Consider the following 18,031-nt stretch of genomic DNA (forward strand, 5'->3'; position numbering starts at 1 on the left):
ATCGGCGCATCCCTCCACTTGCTTCGATCACTTCAAATACACCACGTGCGCGTTGATAGTTGCCTGCTCGACACTCGTTGAACCATTGCGCCTGTCTGGCCCCGTCGATCCAGAACCTCGGCACGCCGGTTACCTCGTCGAAGACCCGATTGAGTACGCCACGCGCATCCGCATAACGTTCCCCCAGCGTCAAAGCCCTCGCCACAAGAATCCGTGAAATTTCCCGCCCGAAGGCCACTTCGATGACGTGCAGAAGTGGCTCCAAGTCACGAGGCGCGGGAAGCGGCCGTCCTTCGAAGGCAAGTGCGTGCAATCGCAGGACTTCCGACGCGCCAGCCACGCTTTCAGCGCCCGCCCCGGTCAAGGAAATAGCCTGTCCCAGAACCTCGCGCGCCTCCGGCAATTCCCACCTTTCCAACAGACCGAGAGTCACGATGCACAACACCCGCGCACTACCGCCAGCATCCGTCTTTGGACGTTTCGCCAGTGCGGCCATGCTCGACGGCACGGAAACAATCTGATGCTGTGCAAAGTCGAGGAGGCCCATGAACACCACGAACTCCAACGGAAGCTTCTCCGGATGGACCGTTCCACGGGCAAACCGCAAATATCTTCGGGCAAGGTCATACTCCGCAGTCAGGATCAGTGACCTCACCAGGGGAACAAAGTCCTGGGCGACATCGGCGCCGTCGCTCAATGCCAAAGCACGCTCCGCAAATTCAATACCCACCCGGATAACGCCTCGCTCGACCGATAACGCCGCCGTGGCGAGCAGCTCAGCCGAATGTTCCCCGGACACCTGCAGGAAACTCGCGTGCCAAGCGTAGAGCCCTGGCCGCGTTTCCTTGCAAACATCCGCGAGTTGCTCATGTAGCTTCAGTCGCGCTGTCGAAGACAGCGCCCAAAGCCCAGTCGAATAGGCCGCGGAATCCTTGACAACGAGATATTCACCCTGCCGTTCCACGAAATCCTTGGCAATAAGCTCCTCAAGCCCTTCCAAGGACGCATCGTCCAGCAGGCGGAACACAGACTCCGGAATATAGGGTCCGCAGACCAACAAATCCAAAGAGCGCCGTGTTTCAACTCCGAGTCCGTCGAGGAAATCGGAAGTGAGAGCAGCCAGCTTCTTGCCGGGGCGCATGGGCACCGGTAGCGGTGTCGCCCCTTCGAGGACACTCATAGGCAACTCGCCCAAAATGCTCTTGAACGCCATGGGGCTGCCTGCGCTTGCGCGCGCCACACAGTCAAGAACCACGTAGCTGGTCGACGGAGGGGCGAGCGATCTACCCAGCTCAATGAGCGTGGCAACATCTAGGGGACGAAGTACTAAACGCGGGATACCAGCAAACGGACAGTCTGGTGTCACGCAAGCAACAGTCAGGACGGTACGCATACCCGTTGCAGCCATCCGACGGAGGACATACCCCAGCACCTGCTGGCTAGGTTCGTCGAGGAGATCCGCGTCGTCAATCAACACAAGAAGAGAATTAAGGTTCGCATCGCGCAAGAGCAAAACAATTTCCTGGGCAAGTTCAAAGGACGACTCGCGAGGCTTCGCGCGATGAAATACGGACAACAAATCGGTCCCTTGAGCGTCATCGATCGCAGCCAGAAACGCCGTTACCCCCGCCAATGGCCAGCAAGTCTCGATAGGATTTCCCCGAACAATTGCCACGTGGGAGTCAACTGAGGACGCAGCTGCATTCAGAATCGCCGTCTTGCCGCTCCCGTGTTCACCAACAAGTGCCAACGCCTCGCCTGCAGACGCTCGAACAACGCCCAGGACAGCCTTCAGTTCAGTGTTTCGACTAAAGAATTCCATGTGTTGGGCCCCCTTTTCTACGCCCCCGGGACGGTTGCGTTTCTACTGTGGTCGCAACCGACCATTCCGGCCCCGATGGAGACCCTTGGAATCATTGAGACCGTTCCAGGGGTCAGCCGCCCATTCTGTGCCGCCGGAGGCATAATGCACTACCAGCAACCGCTGTTCGCTCTATACAGTGCAGCAGCGGGTCAGCGTGGGCGGACTCTCAGCGAAACCGCTCTCTCCCAGGAAGCGGGTCTATCCCGATTCTTCATGAGAAGGCGATGCGTCTCATAAAGCGGGGCGACGAGGCCGTTTCTCACCATATAGGCCATGAGTTCCCAACCCTCACCTTTCCCCCGGAAAATGCGGACAACTCGGCACAACATACGGAAACTGCGGGATATGGGACACAGTTCTTCGCAAATGAGTCCTAGAAAGTTCTTTAGACGGCCCCTTCTCTGGGACAACGCCCGTCAGGAACAGCTCAATCACAGCAACTTGTGACCGCGCTCCCCCAATTAATCCGCAGGTTGTGTTCCCTGTCACCGAGCGGGTCCGCACCGTTCCTTAAAAACTCGCCAAGTATCCGCACAATGCCGCATTCGCCTCTCCTACAGGCAAATTCAGCCCATAACGTCGAATTGAGAACCGAAAATGCAAACGCAACCCACCCCGCATTTCCTTGCTCATTCAATATCTGAGGTCCACCATTGCTTAATTCATACCTTCCCACCCAGACAAGAGTCTTGAAGCAGCGCCGGGTATCTCGGCAGAACCAATCGCTTGCCCGGATAGCGTCAGGGTTCGCCCGAGCCGCAGGCGAGGGGCACTCATGATGCACGTCGCCAGCCTCACCGTGGCAGAACAAGCAACTCTCGGCCAACACGGAACGATGTTCGAAGACGTGCTGGGCTTCGTGGCACAGCTGAGCATGGTGCTCTGGAGTCTGGTAATCCTAACCACGATCATCCGCTTCATCGGCATCCAGAAGTACCGGCGAAACTCCAACAGGACCACTGGCGCCGAGGCACCAACCCCGAGCACCACCGTTACAGCCCCCCATCAGCTGTCTGACTCCGGATTGGCCCGCCTCGGTCTGATCGAGGTCGACACGGCTGAAGCAGAGGCCATACCCGCCTCGGCTGAACACTCCTACGTCTTGACGAGAGAACCAATCAGGAACGCTACCTTCGACGAGATACGCCCGCCAAGCCAGACGCGGACCATTGCTCCCACTTCCAAGAAGGTGCAGCATCCCACGCCTGACGAACGGCGCACCGAGTCCCGGCCACCCGCACTGGCCGGCAACTCCACGAGGAACTGAACATGGACATCGCGCTAGTGGCCATCTGGTTATTCGCCGGCGTCAGCATCCTCTACGTTGCGCACTTCGGCCTCTACCTAGTCGGGGCCAACTTCTACGACGTATGGCAGGAACGGCGAAAGGGCCTGAAGAGCCTCCTATCTCCCGTCCCCTACGAAACAGACTGCGCGGCGACAGCTACCTCCAGCGCCCGCGCGCTCCCTGAGGTGCCTGGGTTGGTCTCTATAGTCGTTGCCGCCCACAACGAAGAGGCAGTGATCGTCCAGACGCTTACTTCCATCCAACAAAGTACCTACCCCTCCTTCGAGGTCCTCGTAGCTGACGATGCATCCTCCGACCTCACCGGTCGACTGGTGCGCGACTTCCAAGTGCGTCACCCCGAGATCGAGCTCCGCCTCGTGCGGATGGGCAAGAACGTCGGCAAGGGCGAGGCCCTCAACACGGCGCTTCGCCGGCACGCACGCGGACAGTTCGTCATGACCCTCGACGCAGACTCGACAATCGAGCCGGACGCCATCACGAACGCACTGTCCTACTTCGACGACCCGTATGTAGCCGGTGTCGCCGCCAACGTGCAGATCCTGCAAGAGAAGTCATCGCTGGGCATCCTGCAACGGTTCGAGCACATGATCGGATACCGCTCGAAGAAGCTCTACTCGCTACTGAACTGCGAGTTCGTGGTGGGCGGAGTGGCCTCCACTTATCGGATGTGTGTGTTGCGCATGGTTGGTTTCTACGACACGGACACTTTAACGGAGGACATAGGCCTGAGCACGAAGATCACGAGTCTGGGTAATCGGCGCTTCCGAATGATCTACGGCGTCGACGTGGTCGCAAAGACAGAAGCAGTGCTTACGCTCCGTGCCTTGGCAAAGCAACGCTTCCGATGGAAGTACGGAAGCCTCCAGAACCTCATCAAATATCGTGGCATGATCCTCAATCCACGCCGTCGATTCACGCGCACGTTGACCTACTACCGGATGCCGATGGCGGTGCTCAGCGAATTCACGCTTCTCGTCTCGCCCCTGATTTGGGCCTGCGCCATCTACTGGTCGGTCGTCATGCAGACGTACGCGCTGATGCTCGGCGCATATGTGACGATCGTCGCCTACACGCTACTGACGGTCTGGATGGATGAGAACTTGACACCGCGTGAGCGTCGTTGGCTTTACCTTTTCGCGCCGACCTCATACTTCCTGTTCTACATCATGGAGATGGTACAGCTCGCTGCGGTGCTTCGATGTTTCGCCCAGCCACGTGGCCTGTTCCGTGGCTCCGAGAGCAGCACCTGGAAGTCGCCGCAACGGTCCGGCAGATCGGTGGCAGATCGTGCCGCATAAAGCTCCGGAGAGTTCCCCGTGTGCTAAAAATCCCGCTCACCGTGGTCGCCAAGAAGACCAGCCGGTCCCTACCGTGCACTGATGGTGGGACCCCCTAGCCAGAATCCTGCCGTTTAGGAACCTGCCCCCAGAGCCCCATCCGCCTGAGGCAGCCGAACCCAGCCCATCGCCCAGGCGTTCCAATATTTGCAGGGCCCGTGCTAGCCGCCCTGCTCTAGTGCCCGACGCTATCGCCCGCCAGAAGTGAAGAGGAAAATCATGACCAGAACCAGATCCAACATGGCCCGTGGGCAAGCCAAGCTCGTGACTCTCGTAGTTGCTGTGGGAGCCATGTCCGCCTCATTGCTGACCCCCGGGGTGGCGAATGCCGCAGTAGGCAACTCCGAGCCGTCCGCTTTGGTGTCTTTCACCTTTGATGACGGCCTCCTTAGTTCCATCACCGAGGCCGCCCCGACTCTCCAGAAGCACGGTCTTACGGGCACGAACTACGTGATCACCGACTGTGTTGGCATGACGGCTGTCCCGAACTCCTGCCGTGCCAACAGCGACGCGCCGTACATGACCTGGGCCCAGACAAAGCAGCTGCAGACCAAGTACGGCTGGGAGATCGGATCGCACGGAGTCGACCACCAATGCCTCGCTTCGACCGGTGACGACTGCCAGGCCGAAAGACTGACTGCGGCTCAGGTCGACGACCAGATGGCAAACAGCAAGGCCGCGCTGGCCGCGCAAGGCATCACCGCGACCGCCTTCGCACCGCCGTACGGCGACTACGATCAGACGGTAATGGCCAAGACGGCCAAGCACTACACGTCGATGCGTGGGTTCAAGGATACCGGAGTAAACCATTGGCCGTTCAGCGACTACTTGATCACCAATGTCCCGGTCCAGGAAGGCGTTGACACGGTGGATACCCTCAAGGCAAAAGTCGACCAGGCAATCGAATCCAAGACGTGGGTGGTGTTCACCTTCCATGACATCGTCAAGAAGCCCAGCAAGGACCCGGATGACTACCAGTTCGGTTCCAAGGAGCTGGACAAGCTTTCCGCTTACGTAAAGAAGAAGGTGAAGGGAGCCCAGATCAAGAACGTCAACGTTTCCGATGGCCTCGCAACGGGAACGCCCAACAAATTGCCCAACGCCAGCTTCAGCTCGGGAATCGACGAGGGCTGGAGGACTGACTCTCCATCAACCATCACAGCCGATGCCGAAGGTAATGGCAGTTTCCCCGACCCGACACACTCGGTGAAGCTCACCTCTGGGGAAGCTCCCTCGCACTTGTTTTCGCCACGGGTCCCCGTGAGCCCCGGGACGGATTATCTGTTCAAGACGTTCCTCAACGTCTCTTCGCTAACCTCTGGGGAGGTGGCGTTTTATGTCGACGAGTACGATGCGGCTGGAAACTGGGTCTCCGGGCAATACCGCAGCCGGGAGAACTCCAAATGGGTGGAGGCACTCAACTTCACCTACACTCCGAGCTCGAAGAACGTTGCCAACGCAAGCCTTCAGGTGGTCGTTCAGGGGAGCGGCATTACTGCCTACCTGGGCAACGTGGAGATGCTCGCCCTTGGAAAAGAGGCGACACCGCCACCGCCGCCTGCCAATCTAGTCGCCAACGGCACCTTCGATGCCGGACTCGGTGACGGCTGGAGGACCGACTCTGCAACGTCCATCATGGCCGACGACACCGGCAAGGGAGCCAGCGCCAACCCCATGAACTCCGTGAAGCTGCAAGGAACAAGTGACACCGGCCACCTATTTTCACCGCAGGTCAAGGTGGCATCAGGCGACTACAACATCTCGGCGCACCTCGACATCAAGAACCTCACCGCTGGTGAAGTTGGCTGGTACATCGACGAATACGACACCAATGGCAACTGGATCTCCGGGCAGTGGAAGCTCGCCAGCACCACAACCGGCGTCTCCAAGATCGACTTGGCCTACTCGCCGAGCACGGACAACGTCGCAAAAGCCAGCCTGCAGGTCTATGTCCCCGGCAACTCCGGAGTGCTCGCCTACATGGACGACGTCCGCTGGTGGCAGCGCTAAGGGGCGGGCACCAGTGCGTACCGATCCTGCTGGTGTCCGGCCTTCTGCTCATCCTCGCCGGTTGCTCCTCGAACGCCCCCGCACCGGAGCCCGACGTGTCCGTTGACCTGCTCCAGCAGGATTGGCGGCACATGCCAGGAGTAACGGGAGAAGGCGGCGGCTTGCATGTCGGGACCGACAGCGAGCGGAGCATCGTCGAACAGAATGGCCGCCCAGGCCAGCCGAACCCGTCGATCAACTTAGCCGGCACACACCTGGTGGCCGAAGGGAACTTCACTCTCAAGGCATCTTTCACCGACGTGTCCGCCGACGCATCATGGGCCGTCTATGACAGCCCCCCGGTGATCGCCGACGAGTTTCGGATTGAGCCAGCGGGTCTACGGCTTACCCTCCGCGGTGACGAGCTTGAGATTGCGGTCTTCGACGGCTCGCCCCAGCACGACGTTCCCCGACCTCAGCCGACGCACAACGAGTACGCAACGATCTCGAATCCGGAGGCCGTGCTCTCCGTGCACCGCTCTGGGGATACGCTCGAGATTGCCAGCGGAGGAGACACCGTGTCGTCATTGCCCCTCGGTGGTGTGTTCAAATCGGGGGACCTCTGGCTGGGGCTATCCAGCGCCAGTGGCTCATTCCAGGTCAGCTCCCTCACCGCCTCCGCGACGGAAGGCGCCGCCCTGCGTACCGCTGGCCCAGCAATCGCGCAGGCCGAGCAGTCGTCGGACGGGCTGCAGGCCCTAGTTGGCCTTATCCGCCCGGACTTTAGGCTTGGTGCGGCCGTGGCTTTGGGTCCGCTTGCCTCGGACGCGGACTACGCGCGAGAGCTAGTCGATAACTTCGGCGCTGTCACACCCGAGAACGCCATGAAGCCTCAAGCTCTCTCCCCGCAGAAGGGTTTGTACACCTTCGAAGAAGCCGACGCGATAATAGCGATCGCCGAGAGCAAGGGCATGACGGTGCACGGACACACCATCGCTTTTACCGAGGCCATGCCCCGGTGGATGCAGGAACTCCCCACGGGCTCCGACCGGGAGCGCCGCGACAGTGCAGAGGCCCTGCTCGACTACATTACGACCGTGGTGACACACTTCAAAGGAAAGCTCGACTCCCTCGACGTCGTCAACGAGCCGTTCGACGTGGACCAAGGGACCAGCTTCCAGCAGAACATCTGGTACCGGGTCTTCGGGCCGGACTACCCAGCTGTCGTCTCGCAGGCCGTTTATGACGCCGATCCGGACGTCAAACAGTTCATCAACGAAAACGGGGCTGACGTGCCGGGAACCCGTCAAGATGCCCTCCTCAAGCTAGCCGTAGACACAAATACTCTGGGTGGGCACATCGACGGTGTTGGCCTCCAGGCCCACGTCTACGACCTCGAGACCGACGCCATCTCCGCGGATGACCTCACCACCACGCTAAATATCTTCGAGGCGGCTGGACTCCACGTCCGCATCTCGGAGAACGACGTCACGGACGACCAAGGGACGGATGCCCAGGCGGAGCAGTACGCCGTCGTGCTTGCAACATGCCTGCGCTCACGAGCCTGCGTCTCCTACACGACGTGGGGCATAGACGACCGCTACAACTGGTGGATCGATGAAGACGGAAGCTTGCAGCAAGGCCACGACTACCTCTTCGATCACGGACAGCCGACACCGGCTTACGAAGCGATAAGGCGTGTGCTAGGCAACTGACCGTTCCATTGCTGGCGGACCGGCCAAGATGGACAGTAGCTTCCGGGGACATGAGACACCCCGACGACCGAGAGACCATTTTCTCGGGTCTGGGGCCTCCGATTTCTGCCGGCGAACACAGAGATGCTTCGGCTGGGTTCCCCCGTACTAGCCTCGATCAACCAACCCTTCTGCTAATGGACCACGATCGCTGCTTCGATTCTCCTCTCCCGGACGATGGGCCAGTCGTGGATGGGTCTTCCTCGACCGACAGCAATGGAACGGGCGTGAATTTTGGCCATCCTCGTGGAAGTCTGGCCAGAACACCCTCCAGCGTTACCGATCAGAGGCCCTAGCTCGGTGGCTGATGGGTCGCTTGTTGCCGATAGCAGCACGGACCCTGTGCTGATTGCATGTAAGAGTCCAGGCCCTTAGGGCGCTTCGGAGGGTTATCGCGCCGCCGTAGAACTTCGCAAGGTCCCCTTCGACGGCCGACGAGCACCACTTGGAACTACAACTCGACGAGCACTTGTTGAAACGAAGTTCGTCCAGAGCCGTCAAACGCGGCACATTGTGACCGCGGTCCCCTAGCGAATCCGCAGCATGTGCGCCACGTCTCCAGCCCGCCCCGCAGCCTTCTCCAAAAACACGTCAGATATCCGCAGGATGCCGCAAATTCCGCCGCAGCACCGTATGGACCCCACTAGCGTCGATTTGAGAACGGAATGAACATACACATTCCGCCCCCTTTTCCATCCTCGTTTAGAACTTGGAGCCAGGAAACTGGGGAGGCCCCCTGGTTATTAGGAACAGAAACACATGCTGCTATTTGTAATAGGCGCTTCTCTCGCCGGAGTCATAGCCATTCAAGCGTTTAGCGGAAGTGGGTCCAGGTGGCTCGTTCGTAATTTCCATCAAAATCACCGCCATCGGATCACCATCGCCTCACTCGCCGCATGCGTGTTTGCAGTAAATCTCTGGTGCCTGTTCTTTCCCATCGGTGCGGCTATCGGAGAGGTGGTCATTGGGGTCACGTTAGTGCTCTTTGCAGGCCTCATCGTCTGGCTCTACCGGTCAGCAGCCAGCCCGGACAGAACACCGAACCAAGCCCAGACCGTTCTAGCCGTGGGCGCCCACCCCGATGATCTGGAACTCGCCTGCGGAGGAACACTGGCGAAGCTGGTGGATTCAGGGTATGAGGTGCATGCGCTGATCATGAGCCACGGCCAGGTCGGCGGCGACAAGGCGCGCCGCCCCTCTGAAGCACTCGCCGGCAGCAACTATTTGGGTCTTTCATCTCTTGACGTCCTCGACTTGCCTGATACGTACCTCAGCCAGCACAACATGGAGATGGTGGAGGCCATCGAGGAGAAGATCAAGTCCCTCGGCCCGGTAATCGTGTTCACGCATTCTTCACACGATCACCATCAGGATCATCATGCAGTCCATCTGGCGACGCTTCGTGCTGCCCGCAGACACCCCTCGATCCTGTGTTTCGAAAGCCCGTCAACGACCCGAGGCTTCAATCCCAGCATCTATGTCGACATCGACGCCTATGTCGATATCAAGGTTCAGGCCGTCCAACTTCACCGGAATCAGAACGGAAAGCCCTACATGAGCGCCGACAGGGTCCGGGGCGTGGCTTCATTCCGCGGCAGCCAGGCCAAACGTGAATTCGCCGAGGGCTTCGAACCGGTCCGCCTACTCGCCTCAACCCCTGGAGCGTCACTATGAGAATCCTGATCACCGGTTGCGAAGGACCCGCCGGGCGTGCACTCGGTAGGCAACTCGCTTCCACCAAACATACGGTCATCGGTGCGGACATGACCCGCAGCTTGCATTCGATCTTCCAGACGACCGTGACCGTGCCGGCAGCGGCTGATCCGGCCATGCTGCCAGCCCTCCGACGGTTGTTGAAGGAGTACGAAATCGATGTTCTTATCCCGACAGTCAGCGACGAACTACCGCTCGTGGCTTTGGCATCTTCTTCCTTACTCACCCACGCGTCGGTCGTGATCGGCAATGAGACAGCCGTGACAACCGCTCACGACAAGTACCTGACCATGGCGAAACTGGCTTCGCAGTCCGTACCCGTACCGAACTTCGCGCTACCCAGTGATTTCTCGACGACCAAGGAAGCCCTGTCGCATTTTAGTGGCCCGGTCGTCGTCAAGCCCCGCGTGGCCAGGGGAGGACGTGGCGTGCTGGTGGTGGAGAAGCCCGGCGACATCGACTGGGCGTCCCTCGATGATGGCCAAATAGTCCAGGAGTTCGCCCCCGGAATCGAGTACGCCCCGATGGTCTACCGCCCCAAAGCTGCCCCTGCCAGCAGAGTTATTGTCGTTGTCGAGAAGACAGGTCTGAAGGAGGGCCGGGTCGGCAACGCCACCCACGTCAAGAGGGTCCCAAACATGGCCGCCCCTGACGTGGCGAAAACTGCTTTCCAAGCCACCGAGGCGCTCGGACTGGATGGACCAGCAGACCTGGACATTCGCCGCCGGACCGACGGCTCTCCCGTAGTGCTCGAAGTCAACGCACGATTCGGGGCTAACAGTGAGCACGCACCAGAAATCCTGAATGCCGCTCTCCTTGAACACCTGACAGTGGCGTTCCCAGAGGTGGGCTGACCCATGTTCTTGCCCGAAGACTGGCTCGAAATAACACTCTTGGTACTTGGCGGCGTCATACTCGTATTCGGGCTCCTGAAGCTCCTCTACGTCCCCCTGGCCATCAGTTTCGAACTGCTGGAGGGAAAGCGCCGGCGCAATAACCGTTGGACTCTACTCGATGAAAAGCCACTCGTCAGCATCGTCGTCCCTGCCTTCAACGAGTCGGTCGTCGTAGCCAATTGCGTCCACTCAATCATTGAAGCGCAGTACCCGCATAAGGAGATCATCCTCGTTGACGACGGGTCGACTGACGACACCGCGACAGTAATGGCCGCCTTCGCCTCTGAGCATTCAGAAGTGAGGGCCCTCAAACAGAAGAATGCAGGCAAAGGCGCGGCCTTGAACGCAGGAGCAGCCCTTGCTTCCGGGGACGTCCTGGTTTTTGTGGACGCAGACAGCCTCTTCCTCACGGACACCATCGAAAACATGCTGCGAGGGTTCAATCACGAAAAAGTTGGTGCCGTCTGTGGTGACGATCGGCCCGTCAACCTGGACTCCGTCCAGACCCGCCTCTTGACTGTCATCAGCCACATCGGGACCGGTTTGGTACGCCGCTCCTTGACGATCATGCGTTGCCTGCCAATCGTGTCCGGAAACTCCGGCGCCTTCAGACGCGACGTTCTCGAAAAGACTGGACCCTTCAACACAGATACCGTCGGCGAAGACCTCGAACTGACTTGGCGCGTCCACAAAGCCGGCTACCGGGTCAATTTCGCCCCACGCGCCCTGGTCTACGCCGAGTCCCCATCCACTATTCGGGGTCTGTGGAAACAGCGTGTCCGTTGGGCCCGTGGGCTACTTCAGACAACGGCGATGCACCGGGGCATGGTCGGCAACCTTCGATACCGGGTATTCGGTGCCTTCCTTGCCTTCAACACGATCACCATGGTCATTATCCCCATGATCCAACTGCTCGTTCTCCTGCTGCTGCCCGCAGCGCTCCTGACTGGTAGCAACCCGCTCCCCACCTCTGTCTGGCAAACCATAGGGTGGCTCGGTTTGATCACCACGGTGGTTCTGGCGGTGATCTCGATAGGGCTGAACAGTGCTTGGTCCGACCTACGTCACCTCTGGACGCTGCCAATATGGCCAATATATTCGGTATTCGTGGCCCTCACCATGGCGTCAGCCTTGTATATGCAAGCCGCGCGTCGCCCGAGCGTGTGGAACAAGCTTGAACGTACGGGGGTGGTCAGCGTCAACCATCCGGGGCATGCTGCCCGAACGAGTGCATGAATGAAGACAGCCAAACCCTCAGACAATTTACACGGCGACGCGTCTTGACCCTCGCTGGTGCCGCAACAACGATCGGATTAACGGCTAGCTGCATGTCCAGAGCCCATGTGCCCAGAGAACGCTCAGTCAGTTTCGGTTTCGAGGATGTCGTCGCCGAGAAGCCGCGATGGAGCTACTACGGAGACCAGCTCCACCGGGTGAACGCGAATGCGATGTCAATTAGCGTCGGCCGGGCCGACTGGACGGCTTTCCCCTGGGCCAGCCATCCGACCGCAACTGCGTCCAAAGTGTCCAAGACAGGCAGGGACTACGTCGCCGAAACAATCGACGCTCTCCAACCACGCCTAAGCGGTGACCAACAACTAACCCTGACGATCGACACGCTAGCCCCGGCACGACTAAAGGCCACACCAACGTTCGCTGGCGTCAACCCGCAGGGCAAAAAAGCAGACTCCTTCCCAAGTGTCAGCGCCCTATCCACTGGTCCGGTAGGTGACCGAATTGTAGAACTCACATCAGACGTCTGCTCACGCTACAACCCAGACCGGGTGTCCATTACCGAGCTCATGTTCGACGACTACACCTTCGGCAAGGAAGACCTGAACTCCTATAGAAACCACACCGGTGAGGCAGGATGGCCGCGCACCGCCAGCGGAGAAATCGACACAGAAGACCCTTCACTGGGTATCTGGCGCTCCGACGCCTTGGCTGAGCTTCTGTCGCGCATCAAAGCTGCGGCGTCCGTGCACGGTGCGAGATTAGACATGGACGTCCGAACTTCCTGGTCCAAACCCGGCGGCGATCGTGCTCATTCCGGACACTCTTACGATGTAGTGCTCGAAGAAGCGGACAGGATCGTTGTCTGGAACTATTTCGCCATCAACGGAAGCACCCCCGAGTACGGCGCCAAAATCGTTGATGCTCTGAAAGGCCGTGTGCAAGGCCGTTTCGTCATGTCAACCGGATTGTGGGCCGACGACGGCGTCATCAGTTCAGAAGAACTGGAAGCAAGCCTGACTGCGCTGGCACGATCAAACGTCGACGCCGTATCTGTGACTCCTGCGAGCCTGATGACCGAAAAGCATTGGGCAGCCCTGGAGAAACTGTGGAAGGTCTGAAATACCAAACAGCTACCCCTAAGAAATTCAGGACGCCAACAAAGCCAACAGAGCCAACAGAGCCAACAGAGCCAACAGAGCCATTAAACGATAATGCCAGTGGTCCAACGCTTGGCAGAACTTACGCAGAACCGACCAATGGCCAAGACACGGGGCACCTGGTCCGGAACGCTGAAGCTGCCGACAAAGCCATAAACCGCATGGGCACATACGACCCCTACTTGTCCTCCCTACCTGCTCCCGCCGCAAGAGCAGTCCTTGGACACATGCAGTCCGCAGCCACCCGGCTCACACCACTCATCGGCCTACTAACGACTGGCATCCGCCGTTCCCTCCACAAATACGAGATGATTGAGGAGAGCGGGGCGAACCCGGCCATATCTGTGGCAACCGCAACCGCGCATCTGGACCAGGCAAGAAAGCTCGCCATAGAACTAAGCCACGAATTGCTGGCCGCAACTGAGGCTCTGGCAGGACAACGCCCCTGTCTCAGACCCAGCGAACCCGCACACGCACAATCCAGTGCTGCGAAAAAGTTCTTCGAAGCCCATGGATATGATTACATGTCCGCCAACGACCGCGTGACCTATACAAGGCTCCGGGAAGGCGGATTCGGTTCGAATTGACCGTGCCCGTGAGGCGAGTTGTTTTGGCCGGCGGCATTTGGGCCGTGGAATCGTTCTTCGCGCTGGCGCAGGAGTCCGTTCTCGAGCCCCGTCAGCGGACGCGAAGAGTCGATTTGGGTATCATATTCGGGACCTTGTTCGATTGGTTGTTTGGCCAGCGGCGTTCTCAACTCCGGCTCGATCACGAGACCCTACGGAGTTCGAAGGAATCTTAAACCTTGCGCCCTTGCCGCCAGACGCGCAAACCGCTGGCCCTCCGTGCATCAGTCCCTTCTAGTCGGCGGTCTCCTGAGAGAGTCGCTCTTGAGGGGGCAACATGCCACGGAGACCTAGGATTATTAGCTTCCGAGCCGCATCATCAAGAAGCCGCAGTTTCTTTTCCCGAAAGTTCTCGGTTGAATCTCCAGAGAATATCCCGAAAAACAATGGCCGAGCCCCGGGGGTGCTCTCCCCTCCATGCAGCCTTCCGTCGTGAACGGTGCGTGACCGGTGATTGTAGAGTGGGTCGAGCTCTCCCGCATCGCTTTCGCTGAGCACGACCCGAAGTGCTGCCTTGAATTTTTTTGCGATGCCCAGTGAAGTCTTGCACGTTGGACACCGTTCTGTTTTGAATAGCTTGGAAGCAATGATTTCTATGCTGGCAACATAGGCAACGGCGGCCAGTGAAGGATGCCTTTCCTTCGCATATCGCGCTTCCAAATAGGCGTCAACCGCATACGATATGTGGGGTTTTTCATGAAGTGTTGTCCACGCATCGCAGATCCAGGCGGGAACCCTGTGTGCGTGCCATTCCTGTGGCTCGTCTGGAACATCTAGGGGTTCTCCATACCAGGGCCGTCTTTCTCTACCCTTTCGCAGCCCCCAAGATAGGGGTGCCGCGGGCTGGGCGACCTCGTACTCGTGCTCCCAGCATATCGAGAGTAGCCCACACAATGTTCGTAGGGTCCGGGCGGCCTTCTTTGACGCATCTCCATCCCAAGCGTATCCGTCGGTTTGTCCGCAAACCCGGATAGGCACTGATTGACGTACGCCCCAAGTACCTTCGAGGATGCTGCCAGTGGGGGCACTCGGAAACGGGTCTTTGAAGATTATCCCGAGTGGTTCAAGCTGAAGGCCTCCGATGCTGACTTCCGCAGTTAGGCGTTCAGCGGCTGGCGCTAAGGATTTTGGGCTCTGGACCAGGACGGCTGACCAGGAATGGGCGGTCGTGGGCCCATTGCCGACTTGCTGAGATGCGAGAGTCACTGCTCGCATCACTGCATCCAAGAGCGCTAGTGATGGTTCCTCACCATGACCGTCCAGAACGAACCTGACTGGTTGCTCTTCATAGAAGACACGTAGGCAAAGTTGCGATTCTGCACGCCCCACTCGCAGCCGCACAAGTAGCCACGGATTGTCTGTGCTGTACTCATGTCCAGAGACCGCAAGCGATTGCCCAGATTCGGGAAGTACTTCGCCAAAGCGAACGAGCCACTCTTGACCATCCTGATCGAAATGCAGGTCACCGCTCCCGATGTTTCTATACCAACCGCGCAAGTCCACTTAAGCATCCTCCCAGACGACGCCGTGGCGCCAGTTTCGTGGACAGCATTTTGCTTCTGAAGTATGCGCAAAACGAGAGATCATTCTGCTGCGTTCGCACCGGGAACGGTAATCACGATACATAGGTGGGCGAACTAGACCAGCGAGGAATCGATTCGCATCTGGCGTCAAAGTTGTTCAACTGTTCCTCGCCGGAGAACCCGAACCGTCGTTGCCTCCTCACTCGGTATGGCGGATGCACACTTTCGCGATGAGGTTCTCGAGCGGGATTCCTAGGGCATGCGCCAGCGCGTGGACGGATGCGATCGTGGGGGTTTTGTGGCCCTGTTCTATGTTGATGATCGTCTTTCGGGAGAGCTGGCTAGCGTCGCCAAGTTTGTCCAATGACCATCCACGCGTGAGGCGTTGGCGTGCGATTTCTATGCCAAGGGCATGGAAATCGGGTTTTGGTATAGCAGGCACCAAACAATCGTCTGATGGTGAACCATAGGAGACAGTCCCCTGCGGTACCCTATTTGGAGCAGCCAGAGAGAGGGACTCCACGATGAACCGAGCTCATACCGGAATTGCTATTTGCATCTTGGCCACCACCACAATTGCCAGTTGCTCCAGCACGCCGGCCCCAGTGAACAGCGAAGAAACTAACACTCCACCAATCCCCGAAATCGACTACCCACAAGAGGCCTTTGAACCGGCCAGATGGGGCACCAACGCGGCAAGTGCCGACGACCCCTATCTGGCAACTAGCTCAAACTTCGTCTACCTCAACGAAGAGGCATTGCACGGCATCGACGCCAAAGGAGAACCGGCATGGGAGGTGAATATAGAAGGGACCCCGACCGATGAGCACAGCAACCAACTTCCGGAACTGCGACTCATCGACGACAAGACCATCGCCGTCATCGAGGAAGGGGAGACAGCGGGCGCCGGGCTCGAAGAATCCAGATCCATCATCCGGGTGACGGTCGTCCACATCCAGACCGGTGAGAAGGTGGACCAACAAGACATCGAAGGGTACGACGACTTATCCGAATTCGGTGTCGCTTTCCCCACAGCCGGCGACAAAGCTGGCAGACCCATGGTGACGGCAGCAGCAAAGGTCAAACTCATGCCCGATAGCAAAATCGATTTGTTAGGCGGGAAAGTCAACCGATCACTACTCGGAAGTTCCGGAGGCACCCCAATTTTCAAGCTTGCGGCCGTAGCCGCAAAACCACAGTCCATCCTCGACAGCTCCAAACCCGCCGAAGAGTCGAAGCTTCAAAGCGGATTCGCAGGTACAGACTGGAATTCTGTTGAAACCAACCCCAAAGCCGGACCTCGACCCCGGGCATCCATCGCAGCGGCCGATAACCACTTCGTGGTGGGGACATGGGTTTCATCGGACAAAACGGCTACCGAAAAAACGTCTGGCATCATCAACAGTAAGAGTGGCAAGCTACTCGGGACAGCCAAATGCGGGACCACCGGAGGCAACCAGCCACTCGTGGCCAGCCCAAATGGGAAGTACAGGGTCCTCGAGAATCTCTGGTTCGATTCGAATGGGGCCACAGAGTGCTACGGCGGTGGGCAAGGACAAAAAACCGTGGACTTCACTGCAGTGGCCGACGACGGAACGGCCATAGGCAGCGCATCAGGACAAGCTGATGGCGAACGGCTGCTGGTCACCGCTATCCCCGGGAACAAAGCCGAAACACATCCAATGCCCGAAGACGCATATCCCCCGATCATTGTCATGGACGGCGACCTTGGCCTTTTTCGCGACGACGAGACCGGCGCAGTCAGCGCCAACAGGCTGAAGTGACCATCAAGTATGCAAGGACCCGAAAATCCACAAAGCATCCGTTCTCGATATTGCCCAGAATCAGTGTGTCGCCCAGGAAATTCTTGCTCGTCGGGAAATGTCTAACGCGGCTCCAAAACACATCGCGACCTGACGCGTCCCCAACGGATCCAACCTGGAGCCACACAATGGACAGCAACAAAGCTGCTCGCTTTCGAGCAACCTCCAACAAAAAGACAGAAACATACCCATTCCGATACAACGTCGAACAACGCAGATTGCTCCACTTCGCTTCAGAAGTATCAGGGCAATCCATGCAGAGCATCATTGAAGATCACCTATGGGAAGATCTCGAAGAGCTCTACGGTCATTCGGTACCAGTGAAAGTTCCAAATAACCCCCATGAGCCGACCAGCGCCTGATCGCTCGTCTAGTAACTGTCACTTCTCAGACACGCACCAAAGCCCATCCAAGCCAAGAGAATCTGGCCAGAGCCAAGGTGACACGCGGTATGGGCCTTCAACTGTTGCTCCACGGCATCATCAGCTAGGGACTCATACAATAAAACGTTTGTTGCCAAGGAGATGGTCCGTGCCGAGTGGGTCGGTCCTCATCACTCCGGCGTGCGATCACTGCCGGATTTTGCGTTGAACGTGATGAAAATACACAAAATTCATTTGGGCCGTCACTCTGGATTGCGTCCCCAATGGCAGAGTGCCCTACAGGGCGCCCGAGGCCTGGAAAAAGTCAACCGCAACGCCAAGGCGATCGGACCTACGGTGCTTGCCTTGGAATTCTCTGCAACGGTAATCATGTTAAGTCGGCTGGGCGGCGGATGACATGGTGTCAAGCTCCGAGTGAGTA

Annotated in this window: 13 protein-coding genes; 11 read left to right on the forward strand and 2 right to left on the reverse strand. The window is 58.5% G+C overall.

What is annotated here, in order from left to right; all coding sequences use genetic code 11:
* A partial coding sequence (locus ACT3UE_RS15045) for an ATP-binding protein (RefSeq protein WP_444566976.1) occupies positions 1–1,822 on the reverse strand: 1,822 nt, incomplete at its 3' end.
* An 817-nt stretch (positions 1,823–2,639) separates the two neighbouring features.
* Here ACT3UE_RS15045 and ACT3UE_RS15050 point away from each other — a divergent pair.
* The 8 genes from ACT3UE_RS15050 to ACT3UE_RS15085 all read left to right on the forward strand — a co-directional run bounded on the left by ACT3UE_RS15050 (position 2,640) and on the right by ACT3UE_RS15085 (position 13,216).
* A complete protein-coding gene (locus ACT3UE_RS15050; protein WP_444566977.1) occupies positions 2,640–3,131 on the forward strand; it encodes a hypothetical protein in 492 nt (163 codons plus the stop codon).
* 2 nt (positions 3,132–3,133) lie between these two features.
* Entirely contained in the window at positions 3,134–4,471 is a 1,338-nt protein-coding gene (locus ACT3UE_RS15055) for a glycosyltransferase family 2 protein (protein WP_444566978.1), read from the forward strand.
* 330 nt (positions 4,472–4,801) lie between these two features.
* Complete coding sequence (locus ACT3UE_RS15060; protein ID WP_444566979.1) at positions 4,802–6,520, forward strand: polysaccharide deacetylase family protein; 1,719 nt, start codon at positions 4,802–4,804, stop codon at positions 6,518–6,520.
* 95 nt (positions 6,521–6,615) lie between these two features.
* Positions 6,616–8,214: an endo-1,4-beta-xylanase gene (locus ACT3UE_RS15065; protein ID WP_444566980.1), complete on the forward strand. Its 1,599-nt coding sequence runs from the start codon at positions 6,616–6,618 to the stop codon at positions 8,212–8,214.
* Positions 8,215–9,012: 798 nt separating this feature from the next.
* Positions 9,013–9,927 carry a PIG-L deacetylase family protein gene (locus ACT3UE_RS15070; protein ID WP_444566981.1) on the forward strand — a complete coding sequence of 305 codons (915 nt, stop codon included), beginning with the start codon at positions 9,013–9,015 and terminating at the stop codon, positions 9,925–9,927.
* Positions 9,924–10,820 (forward strand): ATP-grasp domain-containing protein, encoded by an 897-nt coding sequence (locus ACT3UE_RS15075; RefSeq protein WP_444566982.1) that lies wholly within the window; start codon positions 9,924–9,926, stop codon positions 10,818–10,820. The genes ACT3UE_RS15070 and ACT3UE_RS15075 overlap by 4 nt, the downstream gene beginning before the upstream one ends.
* Positions 10,821–10,823: 3 nt before the next feature.
* Entirely contained in the window at positions 10,824–12,098 is a 1,275-nt protein-coding gene (locus ACT3UE_RS15080) for a glycosyltransferase (RefSeq protein WP_444566983.1), read from the forward strand.
* Positions 12,095–13,216 (forward strand): hypothetical protein, encoded by a 1,122-nt coding sequence (locus ACT3UE_RS15085; protein ID WP_444566984.1) that lies wholly within the window; start codon positions 12,095–12,097, stop codon positions 13,214–13,216. Before ACT3UE_RS15080 ends, ACT3UE_RS15085 begins: the two co-directional genes overlap by 4 nt.
* A gap of 2,387 nt (positions 13,217–15,603) precedes the next feature.
* Here ACT3UE_RS15085 and ACT3UE_RS15090 read toward each other — a convergent pair.
* Positions 15,604–15,927, reverse strand: coding sequence for a helix-turn-helix domain-containing protein (locus ACT3UE_RS15090; RefSeq protein ID WP_444566985.1), 324 nt, complete (start codon positions 15,925–15,927; stop codon positions 15,604–15,606).
* A 37-nt stretch (positions 15,928–15,964) separates the two neighbouring features.
* On the opposite strand from ACT3UE_RS15090, the gene ACT3UE_RS15095 reads away from it, so the two are divergent.
* From ACT3UE_RS15095 to ACT3UE_RS15105, 3 genes are all read left to right on the forward strand, one after another.
* Positions 15,965–17,188, forward strand: coding sequence for a hypothetical protein (locus tag ACT3UE_RS15095; RefSeq protein WP_444566986.1), 1,224 nt, complete (start codon positions 15,965–15,967; stop codon positions 17,186–17,188).
* Between the two features lie 167 nt (positions 17,189–17,355).
* A complete protein-coding gene (locus ACT3UE_RS15100) occupies positions 17,356–17,589 on the forward strand; it encodes a hypothetical protein (RefSeq protein WP_444566987.1) in 234 nt (77 codons plus the stop codon).
* Positions 17,590–17,751: 162 nt separating this feature from the next.
* Entirely contained in the window at positions 17,752–18,006 is a 255-nt protein-coding gene (locus ACT3UE_RS15105) for a hypothetical protein (RefSeq protein WP_444566988.1), read from the forward strand.
* Positions 18,007–18,031: the final 25 nt, after the last annotated feature.

Origin of the sequence: Arthrobacter sp. 179, from assembly GCF_052379645.1 — a bacterium.
Lineage (GTDB): Bacteria > Actinomycetota > Actinomycetes > Actinomycetales > Micrococcaceae > Arthrobacter_H.

Bases quoted from the DNA above. Each gene is read 5' to 3' on its own strand.
- ACT3UE_RS15050 (WP_444566977.1), top strand. From the start codon at position 2,640: ATGATGCACGTCGCCAGCCTCACCGTGGCAGAACAAGCAACTCTCGGC.
- ACT3UE_RS15055 (WP_444566978.1), top strand. From the start codon at position 3,134: ATGGACATCGCGCTAGTGGCCATCTGGTTATTCGCCGGCGTCAGCATC.
- ACT3UE_RS15060 (WP_444566979.1), top strand. From the start codon at position 4,802: ATGTCCGCCTCATTGCTGACCCCCGGGGTGGCGAATGCCGCAGTAGGC.
- ACT3UE_RS15070 (WP_444566981.1), top strand. From the start codon at position 9,013: ATGCTGCTATTTGTAATAGGCGCTTCTCTCGCCGGAGTCATAGCCATT.
- ACT3UE_RS15075 (WP_444566982.1), top strand. From the start codon at position 9,924: ATGAGAATCCTGATCACCGGTTGCGAAGGACCCGCCGGGCGTGCACTC.
- ACT3UE_RS15080 (WP_444566983.1), top strand. From the start codon at position 10,824: ATGTTCTTGCCCGAAGACTGGCTCGAAATAACACTCTTGGTACTTGGC.
- ACT3UE_RS15085 (WP_444566984.1), top strand. From the start codon at position 12,095: ATGAATGAAGACAGCCAAACCCTCAGACAATTTACACGGCGACGCGTC.
- ACT3UE_RS15100 (WP_444566987.1), top strand. From the start codon at position 17,356: ATGGACAGCAACAAAGCTGCTCGCTTTCGAGCAACCTCCAACAAAAAG.
- ACT3UE_RS15105 (WP_444566988.1), top strand. From the start codon at position 17,752: ATGGTCCGTGCCGAGTGGGTCGGTCCTCATCACTCCGGCGTGCGATCA.